The organism is Rhizobium leguminosarum, from assembly GCF_019798305.1.
GTDB classification, from domain to species: domain Bacteria; phylum Pseudomonadota; class Alphaproteobacteria; order Rhizobiales; family Rhizobiaceae; genus Rhizobium; species Rhizobium leguminosarum_U.
On the sequence record NZ_JAAXDD010000001.1, the window covers coordinates 513,472 to 531,093 of the forward strand.

The window sequence follows — 17,622 nt, forward strand, 5'->3', positions numbered from 1 at the left end:
CGCAAGTCCAGAACTACTTTCCCTCAAGCCACTCCTGCAGCTCTGCCTCAGCTCGCTCCAGAGCACTGTAGTTCAGCAGTTTGCGCAGGAAAGCGACCGTGACGGCGCGGGCGCGCAGATTGAAGCGGCCGTCCTCGTGGTCGTCGCCGGCGCTCTGGTAGACGTCGAGCTTGTCGTAGAGTTGCTGCAGGCGGTTCTGCACGCTGCGCAGCGAAAGACCCCGACGTCTGGCGATGGCCCGGTCGGTGAGGCCGAGCGCGATATCGACGAGGATCTCGTATTCGGAATCGGTGAAGCCGTTCGTCTGGCCAAGGCTCTTCTGCTGCAGGCCCCGCACCTCGCGGTCGATGACGCACTGGCTCTCGATGAAGATCGAGCGCAGCGCAAGCTTCAGCCGCTCATCGGAGGCGGATTTCAGCACATAGCCATAGGCGGCGCCATCCGGCACGATGCGGGAGACGCCGCGCACATAAGCCTCGTCCGAGTAATTCGACCAGAACAGGATGCGAGTCTCCGGCCGCTCCTTCCAGATGGTGCGCGCCGCCTCGATACCGTTGCGGCTCGCCATCTGCAAGTCCATGACGATATGCGCCGACTTGTGGTCGCGGGCGAGCTTTTCGCCGACGGTCCCATTCTCCGCCTCGATCACCGTATCGCATTCCGGCAGGGCCGCATTAACAGCCTCGTGCAGATAGGATCGGTGCAGCGGGTCGTCCTCGACGATCAGAACCTTCATCATGCCCTTGTCCTCAGTTTGGCCCGATTGCCGGGTCGTGCGGTACAAGCGGTAGCACGACACGCACCGCTGTCCCCCGATTGTTATGGCCGGGCCCGGTCGTGAAGCGCGCTGAAATCAGCCGCGCACGGGTCTTCATATTGTCGATGCCGCCGCCGATCCGTCCCCGCGCCTTGGTGAGCCCGGTCCCGTCGTCGGAGATTTCGATCGACAGCCGTTCCTCGTCGGCCTCGAGCCGTACCGTGACGGCAAGAGGAGCGGCATGGCGCACCGCATTGTTGATCGCCTCCTGGGCGATCCGGAACAGCGCGACGCTGACGGTCGGTTCCAGTCGCTCCAATGCGCCATGCGTCTCGTCGACAAGGCCCCACTCAATCCCCGATCCCGTATCGCGGGTCGATCGGTCCAGATGATGCTCGATCGCCTGGGCGAGGCCGAAGAGCTGGAGCACGGAGGGTTTTGCCTGCTCGATGATCTGCCGCAGATCCTGCATGCAATGCTGCAGCGAACGGGAGATCGGCTCCAGCGTCTCGGGCGCCACCTCGCCGTTGCGCGACAGCCGATCGATCCGGCGGGCGAGCCGCGTCAGGTCGGCGAGCGTCTGGTCGTGCAAATCCATGCCGATGCGCTGGCGTTCCTGCTCCAGGGCTTCGGTAAGCTTCAGTGCACCTTGCCGCAAGCCCTCCTCGCGGGCGCGGGCCTCTGCCTCGACAATGGCCGAGCGTTGCGCCTGCTCGGCCGCCTGCAGCGCGAAGAAATAGGGCGTCAGCAGGTCGGCGATGATGCGGGCGCGTTCGATATCCTCCATCGTATAGACGCCTGCCCTGTGCGACGAACAGGAAAGTGCGGCGATGATCGTGCCCTGCACCTTCATTGGGACATGCAAACGGCTCCTCAGCGACTGTTCGACGATCGGCCGCTTGAAGGCGCCTTCGAAGTGGAAACGCGGGTCGGTCATGGCGTCGTCCGCCAGCAGAAAATCCACCTCGCCCCAGAGCAGCGAACGGATGGGGCTGTTGACAACAGGCGCACCGGCAAGGCCGCCCCAGGCGGTCTCGATGCCCGTCTCGTAGGCCGTGTGGTAGTTGCCGCCCTCAAGCAACACGCAGACATCGAGATGGTCGTGCGGGATGATATGGGCGACCTCGGCCGCGACGGAACGGATAGCCGATCGGAAGTCGAGCTGACCCGCGAGCAGCCGGGAAATGCCGAGATAATGGTCGAACATGGCTGCCGGTACGAGATGCAGCATCGTCAGTTCCTCCCCGTGACGGCAGCAGGCTCCTCAACCCGTAGCGCCCCCTTCCCAGTAAGCGCCTGCGGAAGCGCCTCCGTCTTGCGTAAACCCGCAGCTTGTTGCGCAAATCCCGCAAACGGATTGCCGCCATGCCCCTGTACAGGCCGATCGATCTCCCGCATCCTGCCCTTACTGAGAGGAGGAAGCTCAGTGCAAGAACAATTTTCACTCGGGCCCAGTTGGGCCGGCAGGAGTGAAGCGATCCGCCGACCAGCGCGATCATCAGGGAGGAAGACATGACAATCCGTAAGATGCTTCTGGCATCGGCCGCTATTGCTTGCGCCGCGATGCCCGTTTCCGCCTTTGCCGATACCGCGGCCAAGAAAATCGCCCTTTCCAACAACTATGCCGGCAATTCGTGGCGCCAGGCCATGCTGACGAGCTGGGGCAAGGTGACGGGGGAAGCCGTGAAGGCCGGCACCGTTGCTGCAGCCGACCCCTTCACCACCGCCGAGAACCAGGCGACGGAACAGGCCGCGCAGATCCAGAACATGATCCTGCAGGGCTATGACGCCATCGTGCTGAACGCCGCCTCGCCGACGGCGTTGAACGGCGCGGTCAAGGAGGCCTGCGACGCCGGCATCACCGTCGTGTCCTTCGACGGCATCGTCACCGAACCCTGCGCCTGGCGCATCGCCGTCAACTTCAAGGAAATGGGCCGCAGCGAGGTCGAGTACCTATCGAAGAAACTTCCGGAAGGCGGGAACCTGCTCGAGATCCGCGGCCTTGCCGGTGTCTTCGTCGATGACGAGATCTCGGCCGGCATTCACGACGGCGTCAAGCAGTTCCCGCAGTTCAAGATTGTCGGCTCCGTTCATGGAGACTGGGCCCAGGACGTGGCGCAGAAGGCTGTTGCCGGCATCCTGCCGAGCCTGCCCGACATTGCCGGCGTGGTAACGCAGGGCGGCGACGGTTATGGCGCCGCACAGGCGATTGCCGCAACCGACCGGAAGATGCCGATCATTATCATGGGCAACCGTGAGGACGAACTGAAGTGGTGGAAGGAGCAGAAGGACGCGAAGAGCTACGAGACCATGTCCGTATCCATCGCGCCAGGCGTCTCCACACTCGCTTTCTGGGTGGCCCAGCAGATCCTCGACGGCAAGGAAGTCAAGAAGGACCTCGTCGTGCCCTTCCTGCGCATCGACCAGGACAATCTCGAAACCAACCTCGCCAATACCCAGGCCGGCGGCGTCGCCAACGTGGAATACACGCAGGCAGACGCAATCAAGGTCATCGAGTCGGCAAAGTAATTCTCCCGGCGACTGCCGCGCGTCCGAAGAAGGTCGCGCGGCATTTTTTACAAGCAGGCATGGCGGGGAGCATGGATGACGTTTTGAAGGCGGTGATCGCCGTCGATGGCGCCAAGGTGAGTTTCGGCGCGGTCAGGGCACTCGATGGCGTGACCCTTCGCGTCATGCCGGGCGAATGCGTCGGGCTTGTCGGACACAATGGTGCCGGCAAGTCCACCATCGTCAGCGTCATCAATGGCGGTCTCACGCCGCACGAAGGAAGTGTGGCGAGCGACGGCGAACGGATGGAGCGTTATGGCATCAACGCTGCCCGTGCCCGCGGCGTGCGCTGCGTCTTCCAGGAGCTTTCGCTCTGCCCCAACCTTTCGATCGTCGAGAACACGCGCATCATGCATCGCCATCTCGGAGGCTTCGGCTGGCGAAGGCGCGCCACAAAAATCATCGAGACGAGCCTCGACGCCGTCTTTCCCGGCCATGGCATCGACAGCAGCCGGGCCGTGGGGGATCTTTCGATCGCCGAGCGGCAGATGGTCGAGATATCAATGGCCTTTTCCGACGCCGGCATTGCGCCGCGTCTGGTGATCCTCGACGAACCGACCTCGTCGCTCGATGCAAGCCTTGCCCGCCAGATGCTCGACCATGTCCGCCGCTTCATCGCCACAGGCGGGTCCGTCATCTTCATCTCGCATATCCTGCACGAGATCCTCGAAACCTCCGACCGCATCGTCGTCATGAAGGACGGCCGCGTCGTCGCCGAACGCCCGGCGCGGGGCTTCGACCATCACGGCCTCGTCGAAGCAATGGGCACTGTTGCGAAGGAGGAAGCCAAGCGCCCGGCCCGCGAAAAATCCACCGCTCCGCTCATTCTGTCCCATCAGGCGAAGGGTCTTCCCTTTGCGGCCCGCAAGGGCGAGATCATCGGACTGGCGGGCCTGGCGGGCCATGGGCAGACCGAGCTCCTCCTCGCCCTGCATGCCGCCCAGTCGAGCAACTGGCTGCCCGAGCGCGATCCGCTCGTCACCTTCGTTGCCGGCGACCGCCGCCTCAACGGCGTCTTCGAGCTGTGGAGCATCCTGCGCAACTTCTCCATCGCCTCGCTCGGTGACCTCTCCCGTCGCGGCCTCATCCTCGCGGGCGAAGAAGAGGCGAAGGGCGCCAACTGGAAGCGGCGGATCGAGATCCGCACGCCCGATATGGACAACCGCATCCTGTCGCTTTCGGGCGGCAACCAGCAGAAGGTGCTCTTTGCCCGCGCGCTTGCGACGCGCGCACCTGTTGTCCTGATGGACGATCCGATGCGTGGTGTCGACGTCGGCACCAAGCAGGAGGTCTACGCGATCATCCGCGAGGAAGCGGCGCGCGGCCGCACCTTCATCTGGTACTCGACCGAGATGGACGAGGTTCGCCTCTGCGACCGCGTCTACGTCTTCCGCGAAGGCCGCATCACCACCGAACTCGCCGGCGACGCCGTCAACGAGAAGAACATCATTGCCGCCTCCTTCGAAGGGGTCGCCGCATGACGTTCCGGCTGTCGTCCGACGCCCTGCGTCTTGCCATTCCCGCCCTGTCGCTGACGCTGCTGCTCGCCGCCGTCTTTTGGCTGCAGCCGCGCGCCATGAGTTATGTCGGGCTCAACCTGCTGTTCAACCTGGCTGTGCCGATCGCGCTTGCGACGATCGCCCAGATGGTCGTGATGGCGGTCAACGATCTCGATCTCTCGATGGGCGCCTTCGTCAGCTTCGTCGCCTGCGTCACCGCGACCTTTCTGCGGGATGCCCCGGTGATCGGCGTGCTGATCCTGGCCGGCGCGATCGCAACCTATGCGGGCCTCGGCGTCGTCATCTATCTGCGCAACCTGCCGTCCATTGTCGTGACCCTGGGCATGAGCTTCGTCTGGGGTGGCCTTGCCGTCCTGCTGCTGCCGGCACCGGGCGGGCAGGCGCCGGACTGGGTGCGCTGGCTGATGACCGTCAAGCCGCCGATGGCGCCGATGGCGATCGTCGCCAGCATCGTCATCGCCTTGGTCGCCCATCTTCTCGTCATGCGGTCGTCGCTCGGCGTGCTGATGCGCGGCATCGGGGGCAACCAGCGCTCGGTCGAGCGCGCCGGCTGGTCGATTGTCGGGGCGCGCGCTGCCGCCTATGGTCTTGCCGGCCTCTTCGCGGTGCTTGCCGGCATCGCCCTGGTCGGGCTGACCACCTCGGCCGATGCCAATATCGCGCTGCGCTACACCCTGCTGTCGATTGCCGGCGTGATCCTCGGCGGCGGCGAGTTCATCGGCGGCCGCGTTTCCCCGATCGGCGCCGTCATCGGCGCGCTGACGCTGACGCTCGCCGGCTCGTTCCTATCCTTCCTGCGCATCTCGCCGGACTGGCAGATCGGGGCTCAGGGGGCGATCCTGATCATTGTGCTGGCACTTCGGCTGATGCTGAACCGCCTGGAGAAGCGGGAGAAACGCCGATGACCCCGCTGCTGCGCCTGTTCCGCAAACCCTGGATCTGGTCGTGGCTTGCCGCCTTTGTCGTCTGGTTCCTGACGATCATGGTGACGCTCGGCGCCAGCACGCTTGGCCTGTCACAGGCAGCCCTCACCTTCGCGGCCTTCTCGGTCATCGTCGGCATCGGCCAGATGTTCGTCATCACGCTCGGCCCCGGCAACATTGATCTCTCGGTTCCCGCCACCATGACGCTTGCCGGCACGGTGGCGCTGAAGCTTATGAATGTCGAAAACGGCATGATCCTGCCCGGTTTTCTCGTTGCCATCGTCATCGGCCTTGTCGTCGGGCTGGGCAATTATGCGCTCATCAAGGCGCTCCGCATTCCGCCGATCATCGCGACGCTTTCCATGAGCTTCATCGTGCAATCCGCTGCGATCTGGACGAACCGGGGATTGCGCATCAAGCCTCCGAGCGTGCTGGCGGAATTCACCACGTCGAGCACGCTCGGCGTGCCGAATGTGGCGATCGTCGCACTCCTCATCTCGCTCCTTGCCTGGTTCCTGCTCGAGAAGACGATCTATGGACGCTGGATTTCGGCGATCGGCCAGAGCATGCCGGCTGCGCGCATGGCCGGCACACCGGTCGACGGCACACGCTTCATCACCTACCTTTTCTGCGCCGTGCTCGCATCGGTCGCAGGCTATCTGCTCGCCTGTTTCTCGGGCGGCGCTGCGCTCAACATGGGCTCGGAATATCTCCTGATGTCGATCGCTGTCGTCGTGATTGGCGGCACGGCGGTCGCCGGCGGTGATTCTAACGTGCCGGGGATTTGGGGCGCATCGCTCTTCATGTTCCTGGTCGTCTCCATGCTCAACACCTACGGGCTCGGCGCGGGCATCCGCCTGATCATGACCGGCCTCATCATCATCAGCGTCATCATGCTCGCCGGCGGTCGCCGGGCCGGCATGCGATAAACGGAAAGACAGCCATGGCCGAAGCCAGTATCTACGAAATCCACGACCCGCGCTTCCGGCAGATGATCGTAACAAGCGCCGGCCTCGACGAGCTCTATTCCGGCTGCCGCTGGGCGGAAGGTCCCGTCTGGTTCAACGATGCGAACCAGCTGCTCTGGAGCGACATTCCCAACCAGCGCATGATGCGATGGACGCCCGAGAGCGGCGTCTCCGTCTATCGGCAACCGTCCAACTTCACCAACGGCCATACGCGCGACAGGCAGGGGCGGCTGATCTCCTGCGAGCATGGTCCGCGCCGCGTCACGCGCACCGAGGTCGACGGCTCGATCACCGTGCTCGCCGACCGTTTCGAAGGCGCGCGGCTCAATTCGCCGAACGACGTGGTGGTGAAATCAGACGGCTCGATCTGGTTCACCGATCCCACCTACGGCATCATGTCGGACTACGAAGGCTTTCGCGCCGAGCCGGAGCAGCCAACGCGCAACGTCTACCGGCTCGACCCGACGACCGGCGCGCTTGCGGCTGTCGCCACCGATTTCATCCAGCCGAACGGCCTCGCCTTCTCGCCCGACGAGACGATCCTCTATGTGGCGGATTCGGCCGCAAGCCATGACGAAAGCCTGCCGCGCCACATCCGCGCTTTCGATGTGATCGACGGCATCAGGCTGGCAAACGGCCGGGCCTTCTGCCATATCGACAACGGCATTCCGGACGGCATCCGCACCGACGTCAGCGGGAACCTCTGGTCAAGCGCGGCCGATGGCGTGCATTGCTTCGACCCCACAGGCAAACTGATCGGCAAGATCCGAGTCCCCCAGACCGTCGCCAACCTCACCTTCGGTGGCCCCCAACGCAACCGGCTGTTTATTACAGCGACGCGGTCGATTTATTCGGTCTATATCGCCGTAAGTGGGGCGCAGGTGCCGTAAAATAATAATTTCGGTCCGCGCAGGTGGAAATTGAATTGGAGACCCGCTGGCTAGGAGTCGGTATGCCAGTACATGACAGGTGCAGCGCACGCGACATGCGCTGGAACTAGCAACGCATCCATCATGGCAGTTTCGATCCCACTGCGTTCAGCAAGCGGACCTAGCCAGCCCCTTCCTTTTGTTTCCTACTGCGCCGGTTCCAGCATCGCGCAATCTTCCCCGCCGGTGCACTCGCCCGCGAGAGTACGCTGACCGAGGGCAATGATAAGGACGGTCGCCGTCCCGGCCGCCGCGGACACCCAGAATCCGCTCTGGGGACCGTAGCTGTCGACGACCCAGCCCGAGACGAAGGCGCCAAGCGCCATACCGATGCCGATGCCGGTCATCACCCAAGTGACACCTTCCGTCAGCACCGATTCCGGCACGCGACGCTCGATCAGTCCGAAGGCCGTTATAAAGGTCGGCGAGATCGCGATGCCGCTGACGAAGACGGCGATAGCAAGCAGGGTTACCGAGCTGCCGGCGATGAGAAGCGGCAGCGAGGTCAGTGCGAGGATCGCAACAGCGATCAGCAGCTGACGGTGCAAGGGGATACGCAGATTAAGCGCGCCGAGGGTCAAGCCCACTAGGAAGGAACCGAGGGCATAGACACCGATCACCAGGCTCGCCGCATTCGGCTGACCAAGCTCCTTGGTGATGGCGACAACACTCACTTCAGCGGTTGCGAAGATCGCGCCGACGAAGATCAGCGCGAGTGTGATGATCTGCACCGGACGCTGGCGGATCGCGGAGCCAACCGAAGCCGCGCCGGCGACATGACGCACCTTCGGCTCGGTGCCGCGCTGCACGATGAAGGCGGCGGTCCCGAGCGCCAGAAAAGCTGTGCTCACCATCATGCCGGCTTCCGGGAATAAGGCGACGGCCAGCCCGACCGAGAGCGAGGCACCGGCGATATAGACCAGTTCGTCTGCGGCACTTTCGAACGCGAAGGCGGTGTTGAGCTCGGGCTGGTTGCGAAAGAGTTCCGTCCAGCGCGCTCGCATCAGTGCCGGGATGCTTGGCATGGCCGCCGCGAGGAAGGCTGAGGCGAACAGCGTCCACACCGGCCAGTTCTGGTTGGCCGCGGCGATGAGCGCGATGAACGAGAGCACCGACACGATGGTTGTGGGAACGACGACTGCCGTCTGGCCCAGCCGGTCGACCGCTCGCGAAATCTGCGGTGAAATCACCGCATTGGTGAGCGCATAGGTGGCCGACACGGCGCCCGCCAGCCAATATTCGCCACGTGCCTGGGAAAGCATGGCGACGATGCCGATCGGCGCCATGGCGATTGGAAGGCGTGCGAAAAAGCCGGCGACGGAGAAGCCCTTGGCCCCAGGTGCCGCGAATATTTGTTTATACGGATTTGACATGGGACGATCCTTCCAACTATCAGATAAAACACTTATATACGCAGCGTATGTGTTTAGATAATGCATACGCTCCGTATGTCAATGAAAAAGATACGCGGCGTATGCCAATGGAGAAGCCATGCGCAAACCGCGCCAGGAGATGATCGCAGAGACCCGCGGCAAACTTATCGCAGCCGGGCGGCGTGCCTTTGGTACGATCGGCTACGCTGAAGCGTCGATGGACGATTTCACCGGCGAAGCGGGATTGACGCGCGGCGCCCTCTATCATCACTTCGGTGACAAGAAGGGATTGCTTCAGGCCGTCATCATGGAAATCGATGCGGAAATGACGGAGCGGCTGAACGAGGTCTCCGCCGCCGCTCCAACTCGCTGGCAGGGCTTTGTCGAGGAATGCTCCGCTTATATCGAAATGGCGCTTGAGCCCGAAATCCGGCGTATCATGTTTCGCGATGGCCCGGCTGTCCTCGGCGACATCTCGCAATGGCAGAACACCCCCGGCTGCATCGCCGCCCTCTCTCGCAGCCTCGACCGTCTCAAGGCCGATGGCGAGATCATCGATATCGACACCGAAACCGCCGCTCGCCTCATCAATGGCGCCAGCAGCCATATGGCGCTTTGGATCGCCAATGCGGAGAATCCAGAGGCGGTTTCGAAGCGGGCGGTCGCGGGGTTCAAGGCTATGCTGGGGAGCCTCCGCAGACAGGAATGAGGTGTTTGATTGCCGCTCAGGCGCCGCGGCCAATTCATTGCGCACCGGCAGCCAATACCCGCCCGGCGTGTCGACGTCGAGCCGGGCCGCGTCGCCAACATCGACATCGAGCACGAGCAGGCCTGACGTGGCGATGGCGGCCGCGTTGCCTATGCTGCACTTACAATCTGCAGCACCGCGGCGTGATCTCTACGCTTGCAGATACGCGCTGCGGCATGGGCGGCTTCACCTACTGGATTGTGATCCTTATTCGCTGTAGAGCGAGGAAGGTATTTTGATGCCAAACCCATCCCTTTTAGGTGCGATTTTATGACAAAAAAAGTTTATCTCGCCGGTCCGGAGGTCTTCCTTCCCAACGCCCGTGAAATGCTCGACTGCAAGGCGGCACTTGCCCGTGAGGCGGGGCTATTCCCGCTCTCGCCCGGTGATCTGGAAATCCCGTACACGAACTCGAAGCGCGAGCGGGCGGCAGCGATAAACGCGGTGGACGAGAAGATGATGATCGAGGCTGACGCGATCATCGCCAATCTGACCCCCTTTCGCGGCATTGCGGCCGATACAGGGACCGCCTTCGAACTCGGCTTTATGTGCGCAAGCGGTAAGCCTGTATTCGCCTACACGAATGTGGCCCGCGATCACAGCGGACGAGTGAGCGATCTTTATGGCGGGGCCGTCGCCTATGATGCCGAAGGTCGACTGCGGGACCCGAACGGAATTGCGGTCGAGGATTTCGGTCTGGCCGACAATCTGATGCTGCACGCCGGGATTGAGCGGCGCGGTGGCGTCCTGATCATCGGAGACGCCGCGCGGGATGCGCTCTATACGGATCTTGCCGCGTTCAAGGCCTGTCTTGCCGTCGCCGTTGAGAAACTGCGCTAAGGCGCTCAACAATCAGCGGTCCGTCGCGGTCGACGGCTTGCAGCCCGCTTTATGCCGCCCGAGGGGATCGCCGCTCCAGTCGCGCCTTCTGTGAGTGGACAAGTTTGAGAGTTAGCCGGACGGCGGCCAATGATCGGTATCATGGTCAGGATGCTGATGATTGGCGCTGCTGATCCGGTGCAACATCTGGGGATCGTCGGCGTAGGTCGGTCGCTCGCCCGGCACTTGGGCCAGGTTGGCGAACCATGACACCCGGCTCTCGTTGCCATATTGGTTTTCAGGCGGCGCCCGATCGGGCTGGTCGAGGGTACCGACCAAAACCCCGATGTCGTCACCATCGGGATAATCGAAGGTGAGTGGGGTGCCACAGTCACGGCAAAAACCACGTCGGCCGACGTCCGAGCTGCTGAAGTAACTGATCGCGCCACGCGTCAGGCGAAATGCGGGCTTCATCACGGGGCAGATAATCGCAAACGGACCGCCCACGGCCTTATGGCACATCCGGCAGTGGCAGATATGGACGTTTTGCGGCGGCTCCTCCAGCGCATACCGCACGGCGCCACATTGGCAACCACCCGTTAGAACGACTGTTTGCATCCGGACAAATCCTGGCAGGATAGCGCTAGAGCATTTCCGTTTTTCTCCGAATCACGGAAATGCTCTATCTCTTTGTTTTCACGCAATTCCGGACGCAAAACCGCTACGCATTTTTGCTGGAATTGCTCTCGCTCAAAAGCGCGTGAGGCCAAGGCGGAGGCGCTTTGCCGCTACAAAAAAGTAGCGTCTTGGGCAAGCAAAGAGCACCTCCCCCTCCTTCATTTGCGGCACGGTGACGAATGCTCGCCAACCGGCTCTGCGAACTATGCATTTGCGACGCCCGACACGTCAATCTCCGGCAGCTGATTGTCATGAAGGGCGACGAACGTCGCCGAAGAGGCTTGGTTCGAGGCGAACCGTTGATCTATCTTGTAATGTTTATCTCTATTTCTGTGATCGGGCATGAACGGTCTCCAAGTGTGCCGAACAGGGCTCGGTACACTTGGGAGCAGCCGCCCGCCGTCAGACCAGCCCGGGCACGACGAACACCAGCCAGGCAACGATCGGGCCGATGATCGCGATCAGGGCGCTGTAGATCAGCAACTGTCGCAGCACCTGCTCTCTGTTGTCATCCGGCGCGTTGGCGACGACGAGCGCGCCATTGGTGGAGAATGGGCTGGTGTCGACGATCGTCGTCGAGATGGCGATCGCGGCGACCACGCCGACGGCGCTGATGTGCCCTTGCAGGAGGAACGGAACGGCGAGCGGGATGATCGCGCCGAGCAGCGCGGTCGAGGATGCAAAGGCCGAGACGATGGCACCCGTAAAGCAGAGCAGGAGCGCCACCAGCAGCGGCATGCCGAGACTGGATATGCCATTCGCCACGTAGTCGACCGTACCGGCCTTTTCCATCACGCCGACATAGGTGATGATCCCGGCAATCAGCAGCACGGTCGACCAACTGACCTTGTCGATCGCAGCCTTCTGCGCCTTCGGTGACAGCAGCGCGAGGACGACAGCGACGGTCATGGCGACGAGGCCAACGTTGAACTTGAAAACCAGGGCGCCGATGCCGAGCGCCGTCAGGCCGATCAGGGTGGTAATTCTCTCATTGTTCAGGCGCAAGGTCGTCGCGGTATCTGCCGCCGTACCATAGGCGTGCTCCCTGATCGGTTTTGCCGGCGTGCCGCCGTGACCTCTGATCGACGCCGATACGCCCTCCGGATGGAGTTCGGGCAAGGGTCCAAACGATGCGGGATGTTGCTTCATCACCCTTGCGCCGCCGAAAACGAAGAAGACCAGCACCGCGATCGCCAGGTTGAAGAAGAAGCTGGAGAGAAACAGCGACGTCGGAGCGAAAGGCAGGCCGGCCTTCTCAACGATCTGGTTGGTGATTCCGCCATAGATGCTGATCGGCGAAAAACCGCCCGCCTGCGCGCCGTGGATCACCATCAGACCCATCATGACCGGGTGAATGCGGTACTGCACGGCAAAGCTCAACGCGACGGGCGCGAGAATGGCCACCGCAGCAGGCCCAAGAGCACCGAAACCGGTAATGACAGCAGCGACCAGGAACATCACCCAGGGAATCAAGCCGATCCGCCCGCGAACCAGGCGCACGGCACATTCGACGAGCCAGTCGATCGTGCCGTTGATCTGCGCAATGGCGAAGAGGTAGGTGACGGCGACGAGCGTCAGGAATAGATCGCTCGGAAAACCGGCAAAAATATCGCTGGTTTTCATCCCGATAATCATCGAGCCGAGAAGAAATGCGCCGGCAAAGGCGAGCGCACCCATGTTGATTGGCTGGATCGTCGCAATGATGAACATGGCGACCAGCAGGCCTATGGCCAGTAATTCAATACCCATGATTCCCCTCCCTCCGACGCCTCCAGCGCCGTAGTTGTTGTTTCCAAAATTGATGCAAGACGCCGACGCACCCTCCTCCCAGCGGGCGCGGTTGCCTTACGATCTTGCGTACAGATCGGCGTATTGCTGCCGCAGGATGTTTTTCTGAACCTTACCCATGGTGTTGCGCGGCAAGTCCTCGGCAAAGATGATGCGCTTGGGTTGTTTGTAGCGCGCGAGACGGTCCTGGAGCGCGCTGACGATGGCCTTTTCATCGAGGACGACGCCCGGCTTGCGTACGACGACAGCGGTCACGCCTTCTCCAAAATCGGGATGCGGCACGCCGATCACAGCGCTCTCAACCACACCCTCGATCTGGTCGATCTCGCCTTCGACCTCTTTCGGATAGATGTTGTATCCACCCGAAATCACCAGGTCCTTGCCGCGGCCGACGATGTGGACATAGCCGTCCCGGTCGATCTTGCCGAGATCGCCACTGATGAAGAAACCGTCGGCGGTGAATTCGGCCGCGGTTTTTTCCGGCATGCGCCAGTAACCCTTGAAGACGTTCGGCCCCTTGATCTCGATCATGCCGGTTTCTTCAGGCGGCAGCGCGAGCCCGGTGGCGGGATCGGTGACGCGCACCGTCACATCAGGCAGCGGGAAGCCGACCGTTCCGGCAATCCGTTTCCCCTCATAGGGGTTCGACGTATTCATATTGGTTTCCGTCATGCCGTAGCGCTCGAGAATGGCGTGACCGGTGCGGGCCTGGAACTCGGTATGGGTTTCGGCAAGCAGTGGAGCCGAACCGGAGATGAAAAGGCGGATGCCGGCGACCGCTTGCTCGTCGAGGCGCGGACTTTGCAGCAGGCGCACGTAGAAGGTCGGCACCCCCATCAGCATCGTTGCCTCAGGCATCAGCGACAGGATCTCCTCCGGATCGAACTTCGACAGCAGGAACATCGAAGCGCCGGCGAGCAATGTGACGTTCGTGGCGACGAACAGCCCGTGCGTGTGAAAGATCGGCAAGGCATGGATCAGCCGATCATCGGTGGTGACGCGCCAATAGTCTCGCAAGGTCAGGGCGTTCGAGAGCAGGTTCCCATGCGTGAGCATCGCCCCCTTGGAGCGTCCAGTCGTTCCCGACGTGTAAAGGATCGCAGCCAGATCATCCGCGGAGCGCGAGGCATCGACAAAGTCGGCCGGCTCATCGCGTGCGAGATCCAGCAACGAGCCGCTGCCGTCGGCATCGAGCGTTTCGATGATCGCGCCGTGAGGCTTGGCGATTTTCTCCACGCCTTCTCTCGCCGCCGACGCAACAACCACCAAACGCGGCTCCGCATCGCCGATAAAGTAATCGAGTTCAGCCAGCGTATAGGCAGTGTTGAGCGGCAGGTAGACGGCGCCGCTTCGAAGACAGGCGAGATAGAGGATCAATGCCTCGGCACTTTTCTCGACCTGCACCGCCACGCGGTCGCCGGGGCGAATGCCGAGCGTGTCCATCGCGCTGGCAATGCGGCCCGAAAGAGCGAAGGCGTCGTCATAGGTCCATGTGCGCGTGTTATCGATCCGGATGAACGGTGCGTTACCGGGCGCGGCGGCCCGCATGGCGTCGAAAAGATGGTTGCTCACTTTCGCCCTCCTCCAAGCGTCGAGTTCACTATCTGTGCGAATGGCCGGGAGCCTTGCTGGCCATTGCCGCTGCGGCGGCTTTCGTCGTTCTGGTTGAGCAAGCTTTTGACAGCAGGCGAGGCAATCACTTCGCCGCGCTGCGCTAAGGCCTCGTGGTTGGCCACGATGTCGTCGAGCTTGTAGAGATAATTGACCATCAGGCCGTGTGCCTGCTGCATCGCCTTGGTCGAGCGGTCGCCGAGAAAATTCAATCTTTCCAGTCGAGCGCCGTTGCCGAGATGGAAGCGGGCGACAGGATCGATGGGGCGGCCCTCCGGCGTCCGTTCGATGAGGAAATAGCGCGCCGCAAGCGGCAGCAACGCGCGCTCCACTTCGGCCGCCATCTTCTCGTTGTCAGGCCAGTTTGGATCGTCCAGCAACATCAGCGTTTCGCGGGCCACTTCGGATAAGAGCCGATCGGCGGTTGAGGCGCGCGCCTTGGCAAGCCAACGGGCAAAGCCTGGAACGGGCGACAGCGTGACGAAATTCTTCAGGCCAGGCAGGTCTCTGCGCAGGTCTTCCACGACCTGCTTGATCAGGAAATTGCCGAACGAGATTCCACGCAAGCCATCCTGGCAGTTGGAGATCGAATAGAAGACAGCCGTCGTCGCCTCGTCGGCATTGATCTGCTCCCTCCCCTCGTCGAGCACATCGCCGATCGCTCTCGGCACCGATCGTGTCAGCGCCACCTCAACGAACACGAGCGGCTCGTCGGCCAGTCGGGGGTGGAAGAAGGCAAAGCACCGACGGTCGGCCGGTGCCAAACGACGGCGCAACTCCTCCCAGCCGGCAATCTCGTGCACGGCCTCGTATTTGATGATCTTTTCAAGGATGTAAGCCGGCGTCGACCAGTCGATGGGCCGCAGCGTCAGAAAGCCGCGATTGAACCAGGAGCCGAACAGATGCGTGAAGTCGGCGTCAAGCGCGTGATATTCTGCGGATTGATCTTTGGAAGCAAGCAGCTGCTGGCGCATCCGGACAAGTTTGGCGGTGCCGTTCGGCGCGTGGTTCAATCGGCGCAGAAGCTCCTGTCGCCGCGGCTCGGCTGCCTGATGGAGGTCAATGATCGCGGCAGAGCTTTTGTCAGCGCGGTAATTTTCAATCGCCTGGTCGAGCTTGGTCGTGTCGGGCCCGAACTTTTCATGAAGCATGAGAAGGAATTTCTGCGCGCCTTCGCTGTCGAGTGCGCCCCAGCGATCGAGTATCTCGGCCGCAAGCGCCATGCCCGAGGCTTCGCCCCGGCTCGACAGCAGCATTTCACAGAGTGTCTGGAGATCGACCTTGGCTACGACCTGCGTGGCGCGCGCGCCGGAAAACAAAAGCTGGCGTCCGCGATCCGTGATGCTCTGCAGCATGTCGGTGAAGAAGGAAGCCTCAGACATGCCATTTCTCCTCTCTTCTGCCGGCCGGCTGGGTGACCGTTTTTGACGGCAGCTTCCCATCATCGGGTTTCACCGGTAGTATGTAGAATGCCATTCTTCGTACACGAGGTCAATGATCGTGTATACAAGAATAGCATTTATGTATGAGGGAAGCGAAACGAAATGTCCGAGAATGTCGGCCGATGGCTTCGGGATGAGATTGAAAATTCAATTCTTTCCAACGAGTTCTCGCCCGGTGAGCGGCTCGATGAAACGGTGCTTGCGACGCGTTTCGGGGTCTCCCGCACGCCGGTGCGCGAGGCGCTGATGCAACTCGATGCGATCGGCCTCATCGAAATTCGACCGCGCAGAGGCGCAATCGTCATCGATCCGGGGCCGCACCGCGTCTATGAAATGTTCGAGGTTATGGCTGAGTTGGAGGGCCTGGCCGGGTCGCTCGCCGCACGGCGGCTGGACAAGGCGTCCCGAGAAGCGATCACCGCCACGCACGCCCGCTGCGAGCAATCAGCCGCCGCAGGTGACAGCGACGCCTATTATTACGACAACGAGGAGTTCCATAAGGCCATCTACGCAGCCGGCCGAAGCGATTTCCTTGAGGAGCAATGTCTGCAATTGCATCGGCGTCTGCGGCCTTATCGCCGCCTCCAATTGCGCGTGCGCAACCGCCTGTCGACGTCCTTCTTGGAACATTGCGCCATCGTCGATGCGATCTTTGCCGGAAATGGGGACGAGGCTCGCCGGCTGCTGCGGGGGCATGTCGGCATTCAGGGCGAGAGGTTCAGCGATCTGGTCGCGAGCATGGCCGCCAGATAAGGCTCCAGGTGTGGTGGTTCCAAATCGAATGCAAAACCATCTCGCTGCCATCCCGCGAGTTAGTTCTTCATTGCGCCGCCGGCGGCCACGATATCGTCCGGCGTATCGACGTCGAGGCAAGCTGCATCGCCGACATCGACATCGAGCACGGGCAGACCTGACGTCGCAATGATATCGCGCGCGCCGACGTCGCCCTCAAGTCTCAGCACTGCTTTATTGAGAGAACGTGGCAGGATAACAGGATTGCCGGGCTTGCCGCGTGAGACGGCGCGCACGATGGCTTCGCCGCCCACATTGCGAAAGGCGAAAATCAAGGCATTGAGGTGTGCCGTGGAAATGCCGGGCATGTCGGCCAGCATGACGAGAATGCCGTCGGCGCCGTCCGCGTGCTTTGATGAGACACCTGCCATGAGCGAGCTCGCCATGCCGCCGGCGTAATCGGGATTATCGACGAACGTCAGATCGAGCCCATCGAGCGCGGCCTCGATCTCGCTCCTGCGATGGCCCGTGACGACAATGACAGATGCGGCATCCGCACCGAGCGCGGTCAATGCTGACCGCCGCACGAGCGGCACGCCGTCGAACTCGGCCAGCAGCTTGTGTTTCCCGCCTTCACCCATCCGGCTTGCCTTGCCGGCAGCGAGAATGACGATCGCGACCGACGCCTTAGGCATAAGCCACCAGTCTTGCCGCAGCGACATCAGCCAGAACCGACAGGGCGAGCGACGTTGCATCCCGCGTCGGG

16 protein-coding genes are annotated in these 17,622 nt (G+C 62.2%); 8 read left to right on the top strand and 8 right to left on the bottom strand.

All coding sequences use genetic code 11. The features are described from left to right. Positions 1 to 13: 13 nt before the first annotated feature. Together HFO99_RS02375 and HFO99_RS02380 are read right to left on the bottom strand one after the other, a co-directional pair. Positions 14 to 736, bottom strand: a complete 723-nt coding sequence (locus HFO99_RS02375) for a response regulator transcription factor (protein WP_222310578.1) — start codon at positions 734 to 736, stop codon at positions 14 to 16. A 13-nt stretch (positions 737 to 749) separates the two neighbouring features. Further along, positions 750 to 1,988, bottom strand: a complete 1,239-nt coding sequence (locus tag HFO99_RS02380; protein WP_222358960.1) for a sensor histidine kinase — start codon at positions 1,986 to 1,988, stop codon at positions 750 to 752. A gap of 281 nt (positions 1,989 to 2,269) precedes the next feature. On the opposite strand from HFO99_RS02380, the gene HFO99_RS02385 reads away from it, so the two are divergent. The 5 genes from HFO99_RS02385 to HFO99_RS02405 all read left to right on the top strand — a co-directional run bounded on the left by HFO99_RS02385 (position 2,270) and on the right by HFO99_RS02405 (position 7,626). Next, the gene (locus HFO99_RS02385) at positions 2,270 to 3,286 is read left to right on the top strand and encodes an ABC transporter substrate-binding protein (RefSeq protein ID WP_222358962.1); all 1,017 of its coding nucleotides are present in this window, start codon (positions 2,270 to 2,272) and stop codon (positions 3,284 to 3,286) included. Between the two features lie 71 nt (positions 3,287 to 3,357). Further along, positions 3,358 to 4,806, top strand: a complete 1,449-nt coding sequence (locus HFO99_RS02390) for a sugar ABC transporter ATP-binding protein (RefSeq protein ID WP_222358964.1) — start codon at positions 3,358 to 3,360, stop codon at positions 4,804 to 4,806. Continuing rightward, complete coding sequence (locus HFO99_RS02395; protein WP_222358966.1) at positions 4,803 to 5,750, top strand: ABC transporter permease; 948 nt, start codon at positions 4,803 to 4,805, stop codon at positions 5,748 to 5,750. Before HFO99_RS02390 ends, HFO99_RS02395 begins: the two co-directional genes overlap by 4 nt. Next, on the top strand, positions 5,747 to 6,697 hold the full coding sequence (locus tag HFO99_RS02400; RefSeq protein WP_222358967.1) for an ABC transporter permease: 951 nt from the start codon (positions 5,747 to 5,749) through the stop codon (positions 6,695 to 6,697). Before HFO99_RS02395 ends, HFO99_RS02400 begins: the two co-directional genes overlap by 4 nt. Positions 6,698 to 6,711: 14 nt before the next feature. Continuing rightward, positions 6,712 to 7,626 (top strand): SMP-30/gluconolactonase/LRE family protein, encoded by a 915-nt coding sequence (locus tag HFO99_RS02405; RefSeq protein WP_222358969.1) that lies wholly within the window; start codon positions 6,712 to 6,714, stop codon positions 7,624 to 7,626. Between the two features lie 185 nt (positions 7,627 to 7,811). On the opposite strand, the gene HFO99_RS02410 is transcribed toward HFO99_RS02405, so the two are convergent. Further along, positions 7,812 to 9,038, bottom strand: coding sequence for an MFS transporter (locus HFO99_RS02410; protein ID WP_222358971.1), 1,227 nt, complete (start codon positions 9,036 to 9,038; stop codon positions 7,812 to 7,814). A gap of 118 nt (positions 9,039 to 9,156) precedes the next feature. Here HFO99_RS02410 and HFO99_RS02415 point away from each other — a divergent pair, with 118 nt between their 5' ends. After that, positions 9,157 to 9,747: a TetR/AcrR family transcriptional regulator gene (locus HFO99_RS02415; RefSeq protein ID WP_222358973.1), complete on the top strand. Its 591-nt coding sequence runs from the start codon at positions 9,157 to 9,159 to the stop codon at positions 9,745 to 9,747. Positions 9,748 to 10,056: 309 nt separating this feature from the next. Then, complete coding sequence (locus tag HFO99_RS02420) at positions 10,057 to 10,626, top strand: nucleoside 2-deoxyribosyltransferase (protein ID WP_222358975.1); 570 nt, start codon at positions 10,057 to 10,059, stop codon at positions 10,624 to 10,626. A gap of 111 nt (positions 10,627 to 10,737) precedes the next feature. Here the strand turns inward: HFO99_RS02420 and HFO99_RS02425 are convergent, their stop codons facing one another. The 4 genes from HFO99_RS02425 to HFO99_RS02440 all read right to left on the bottom strand — a co-directional run bounded on the left by HFO99_RS02425 (position 10,738) and on the right by HFO99_RS02440 (position 16,064). Next, positions 10,738 to 11,223, bottom strand: coding sequence for a GFA family protein (locus HFO99_RS02425; RefSeq protein ID WP_222358977.1), 486 nt, complete (start codon positions 11,221 to 11,223; stop codon positions 10,738 to 10,740). A gap of 462 nt (positions 11,224 to 11,685) precedes the next feature. Then, positions 11,686 to 13,032 carry an SLC13 family permease gene (locus HFO99_RS02430; protein ID WP_222332122.1) on the bottom strand — a complete coding sequence of 449 codons (1,347 nt, stop codon included), beginning with the start codon at positions 13,030 to 13,032 and terminating at the stop codon, positions 11,686 to 11,688. 96 nt (positions 13,033 to 13,128) lie between these two features. Next, entirely contained in the window at positions 13,129 to 14,643 is a 1,515-nt protein-coding gene (locus HFO99_RS02435; protein ID WP_222358979.1) for a malonate--CoA ligase, read from the bottom strand. After that, entirely contained in the window at positions 14,640 to 16,064 is a 1,425-nt protein-coding gene (locus HFO99_RS02440; RefSeq protein WP_222358980.1) for a malonyl-CoA decarboxylase, read from the bottom strand. The genes HFO99_RS02435 and HFO99_RS02440 overlap by 4 nt, the downstream gene beginning before the upstream one ends. Before the next feature lie 162 nt (positions 16,065 to 16,226). Here HFO99_RS02440 and HFO99_RS02445 point away from each other — a divergent pair, with 162 nt between their 5' ends. Next, on the top strand, positions 16,227 to 16,877 hold the full coding sequence (locus HFO99_RS02445) for a GntR family transcriptional regulator (RefSeq protein ID WP_222332119.1): 651 nt from the start codon (positions 16,227 to 16,229) through the stop codon (positions 16,875 to 16,877). 59 nt (positions 16,878 to 16,936) lie between these two features. Here the strand turns inward: HFO99_RS02445 and HFO99_RS02450 are convergent, their stop codons facing one another. Beyond that, positions 16,937 to 17,551: an NTP transferase domain-containing protein gene (locus HFO99_RS02450; RefSeq protein WP_222359247.1), complete on the bottom strand. Its 615-nt coding sequence runs from the start codon at positions 17,549 to 17,551 to the stop codon at positions 16,937 to 16,939. Between the last annotated feature and the right edge of the window lie 71 nt (positions 17,552 to 17,622).

What these genes read in the sequence shown, in the direction of transcription:
- HFO99_RS02375 (WP_222310578.1), bottom strand. Translation starts at nt 736, where the DNA reads ATGAAGGTTCTGATCGTCGAGGACGACCCGCTGCACCGATCCTATCTG.
- HFO99_RS02380 (WP_222358960.1), bottom strand. Translation starts at nt 1,988, where the DNA reads ATGCTGCATCTCGTACCGGCAGCCATGTTCGACCATTATCTCGGCATT.
- HFO99_RS02385 (WP_222358962.1), top strand. Translation starts at nt 2,270, where the DNA reads ATGACAATCCGTAAGATGCTTCTGGCATCGGCCGCTATTGCTTGCGCC.
- HFO99_RS02390 (WP_222358964.1), top strand. Translation starts at nt 3,358, where the DNA reads ATGGATGACGTTTTGAAGGCGGTGATCGCCGTCGATGGCGCCAAGGTG.
- HFO99_RS02395 (WP_222358966.1), top strand. Translation starts at nt 4,803, where the DNA reads ATGACGTTCCGGCTGTCGTCCGACGCCCTGCGTCTTGCCATTCCCGCC.
- HFO99_RS02400 (WP_222358967.1), top strand. Translation starts at nt 5,747, where the DNA reads ATGACCCCGCTGCTGCGCCTGTTCCGCAAACCCTGGATCTGGTCGTGG.
- HFO99_RS02405 (WP_222358969.1), top strand. Translation starts at nt 6,712, where the DNA reads ATGGCCGAAGCCAGTATCTACGAAATCCACGACCCGCGCTTCCGGCAG.
- HFO99_RS02410 (WP_222358971.1), bottom strand. Translation starts at nt 9,038, where the DNA reads ATGTCAAATCCGTATAAACAAATATTCGCGGCACCTGGGGCCAAGGGC.
- HFO99_RS02415 (WP_222358973.1), top strand. Translation starts at nt 9,157, where the DNA reads ATGCGCAAACCGCGCCAGGAGATGATCGCAGAGACCCGCGGCAAACTT.
- HFO99_RS02420 (WP_222358975.1), top strand. Translation starts at nt 10,057, where the DNA reads ATGACAAAAAAAGTTTATCTCGCCGGTCCGGAGGTCTTCCTTCCCAAC.
- HFO99_RS02425 (WP_222358977.1), bottom strand. Translation starts at nt 11,223, where the DNA reads ATGCAAACAGTCGTTCTAACGGGTGGTTGCCAATGTGGCGCCGTGCGG.
- HFO99_RS02430 (WP_222332122.1), bottom strand. Translation starts at nt 13,032, where the DNA reads ATGGGTATTGAATTACTGGCCATAGGCCTGCTGGTCGCCATGTTCATC.
- HFO99_RS02440 (WP_222358980.1), bottom strand. Translation starts at nt 16,064, where the DNA reads ATGTCTGAGGCTTCCTTCTTCACCGACATGCTGCAGAGCATCACGGAT.
- HFO99_RS02445 (WP_222332119.1), top strand. Translation starts at nt 16,227, where the DNA reads ATGTCCGAGAATGTCGGCCGATGGCTTCGGGATGAGATTGAAAATTCA.
- HFO99_RS02450 (WP_222359247.1), bottom strand. Translation starts at nt 17,551, where the DNA reads ATGCCTAAGGCGTCGGTCGCGATCGTCATTCTCGCTGCCGGCAAGGCA.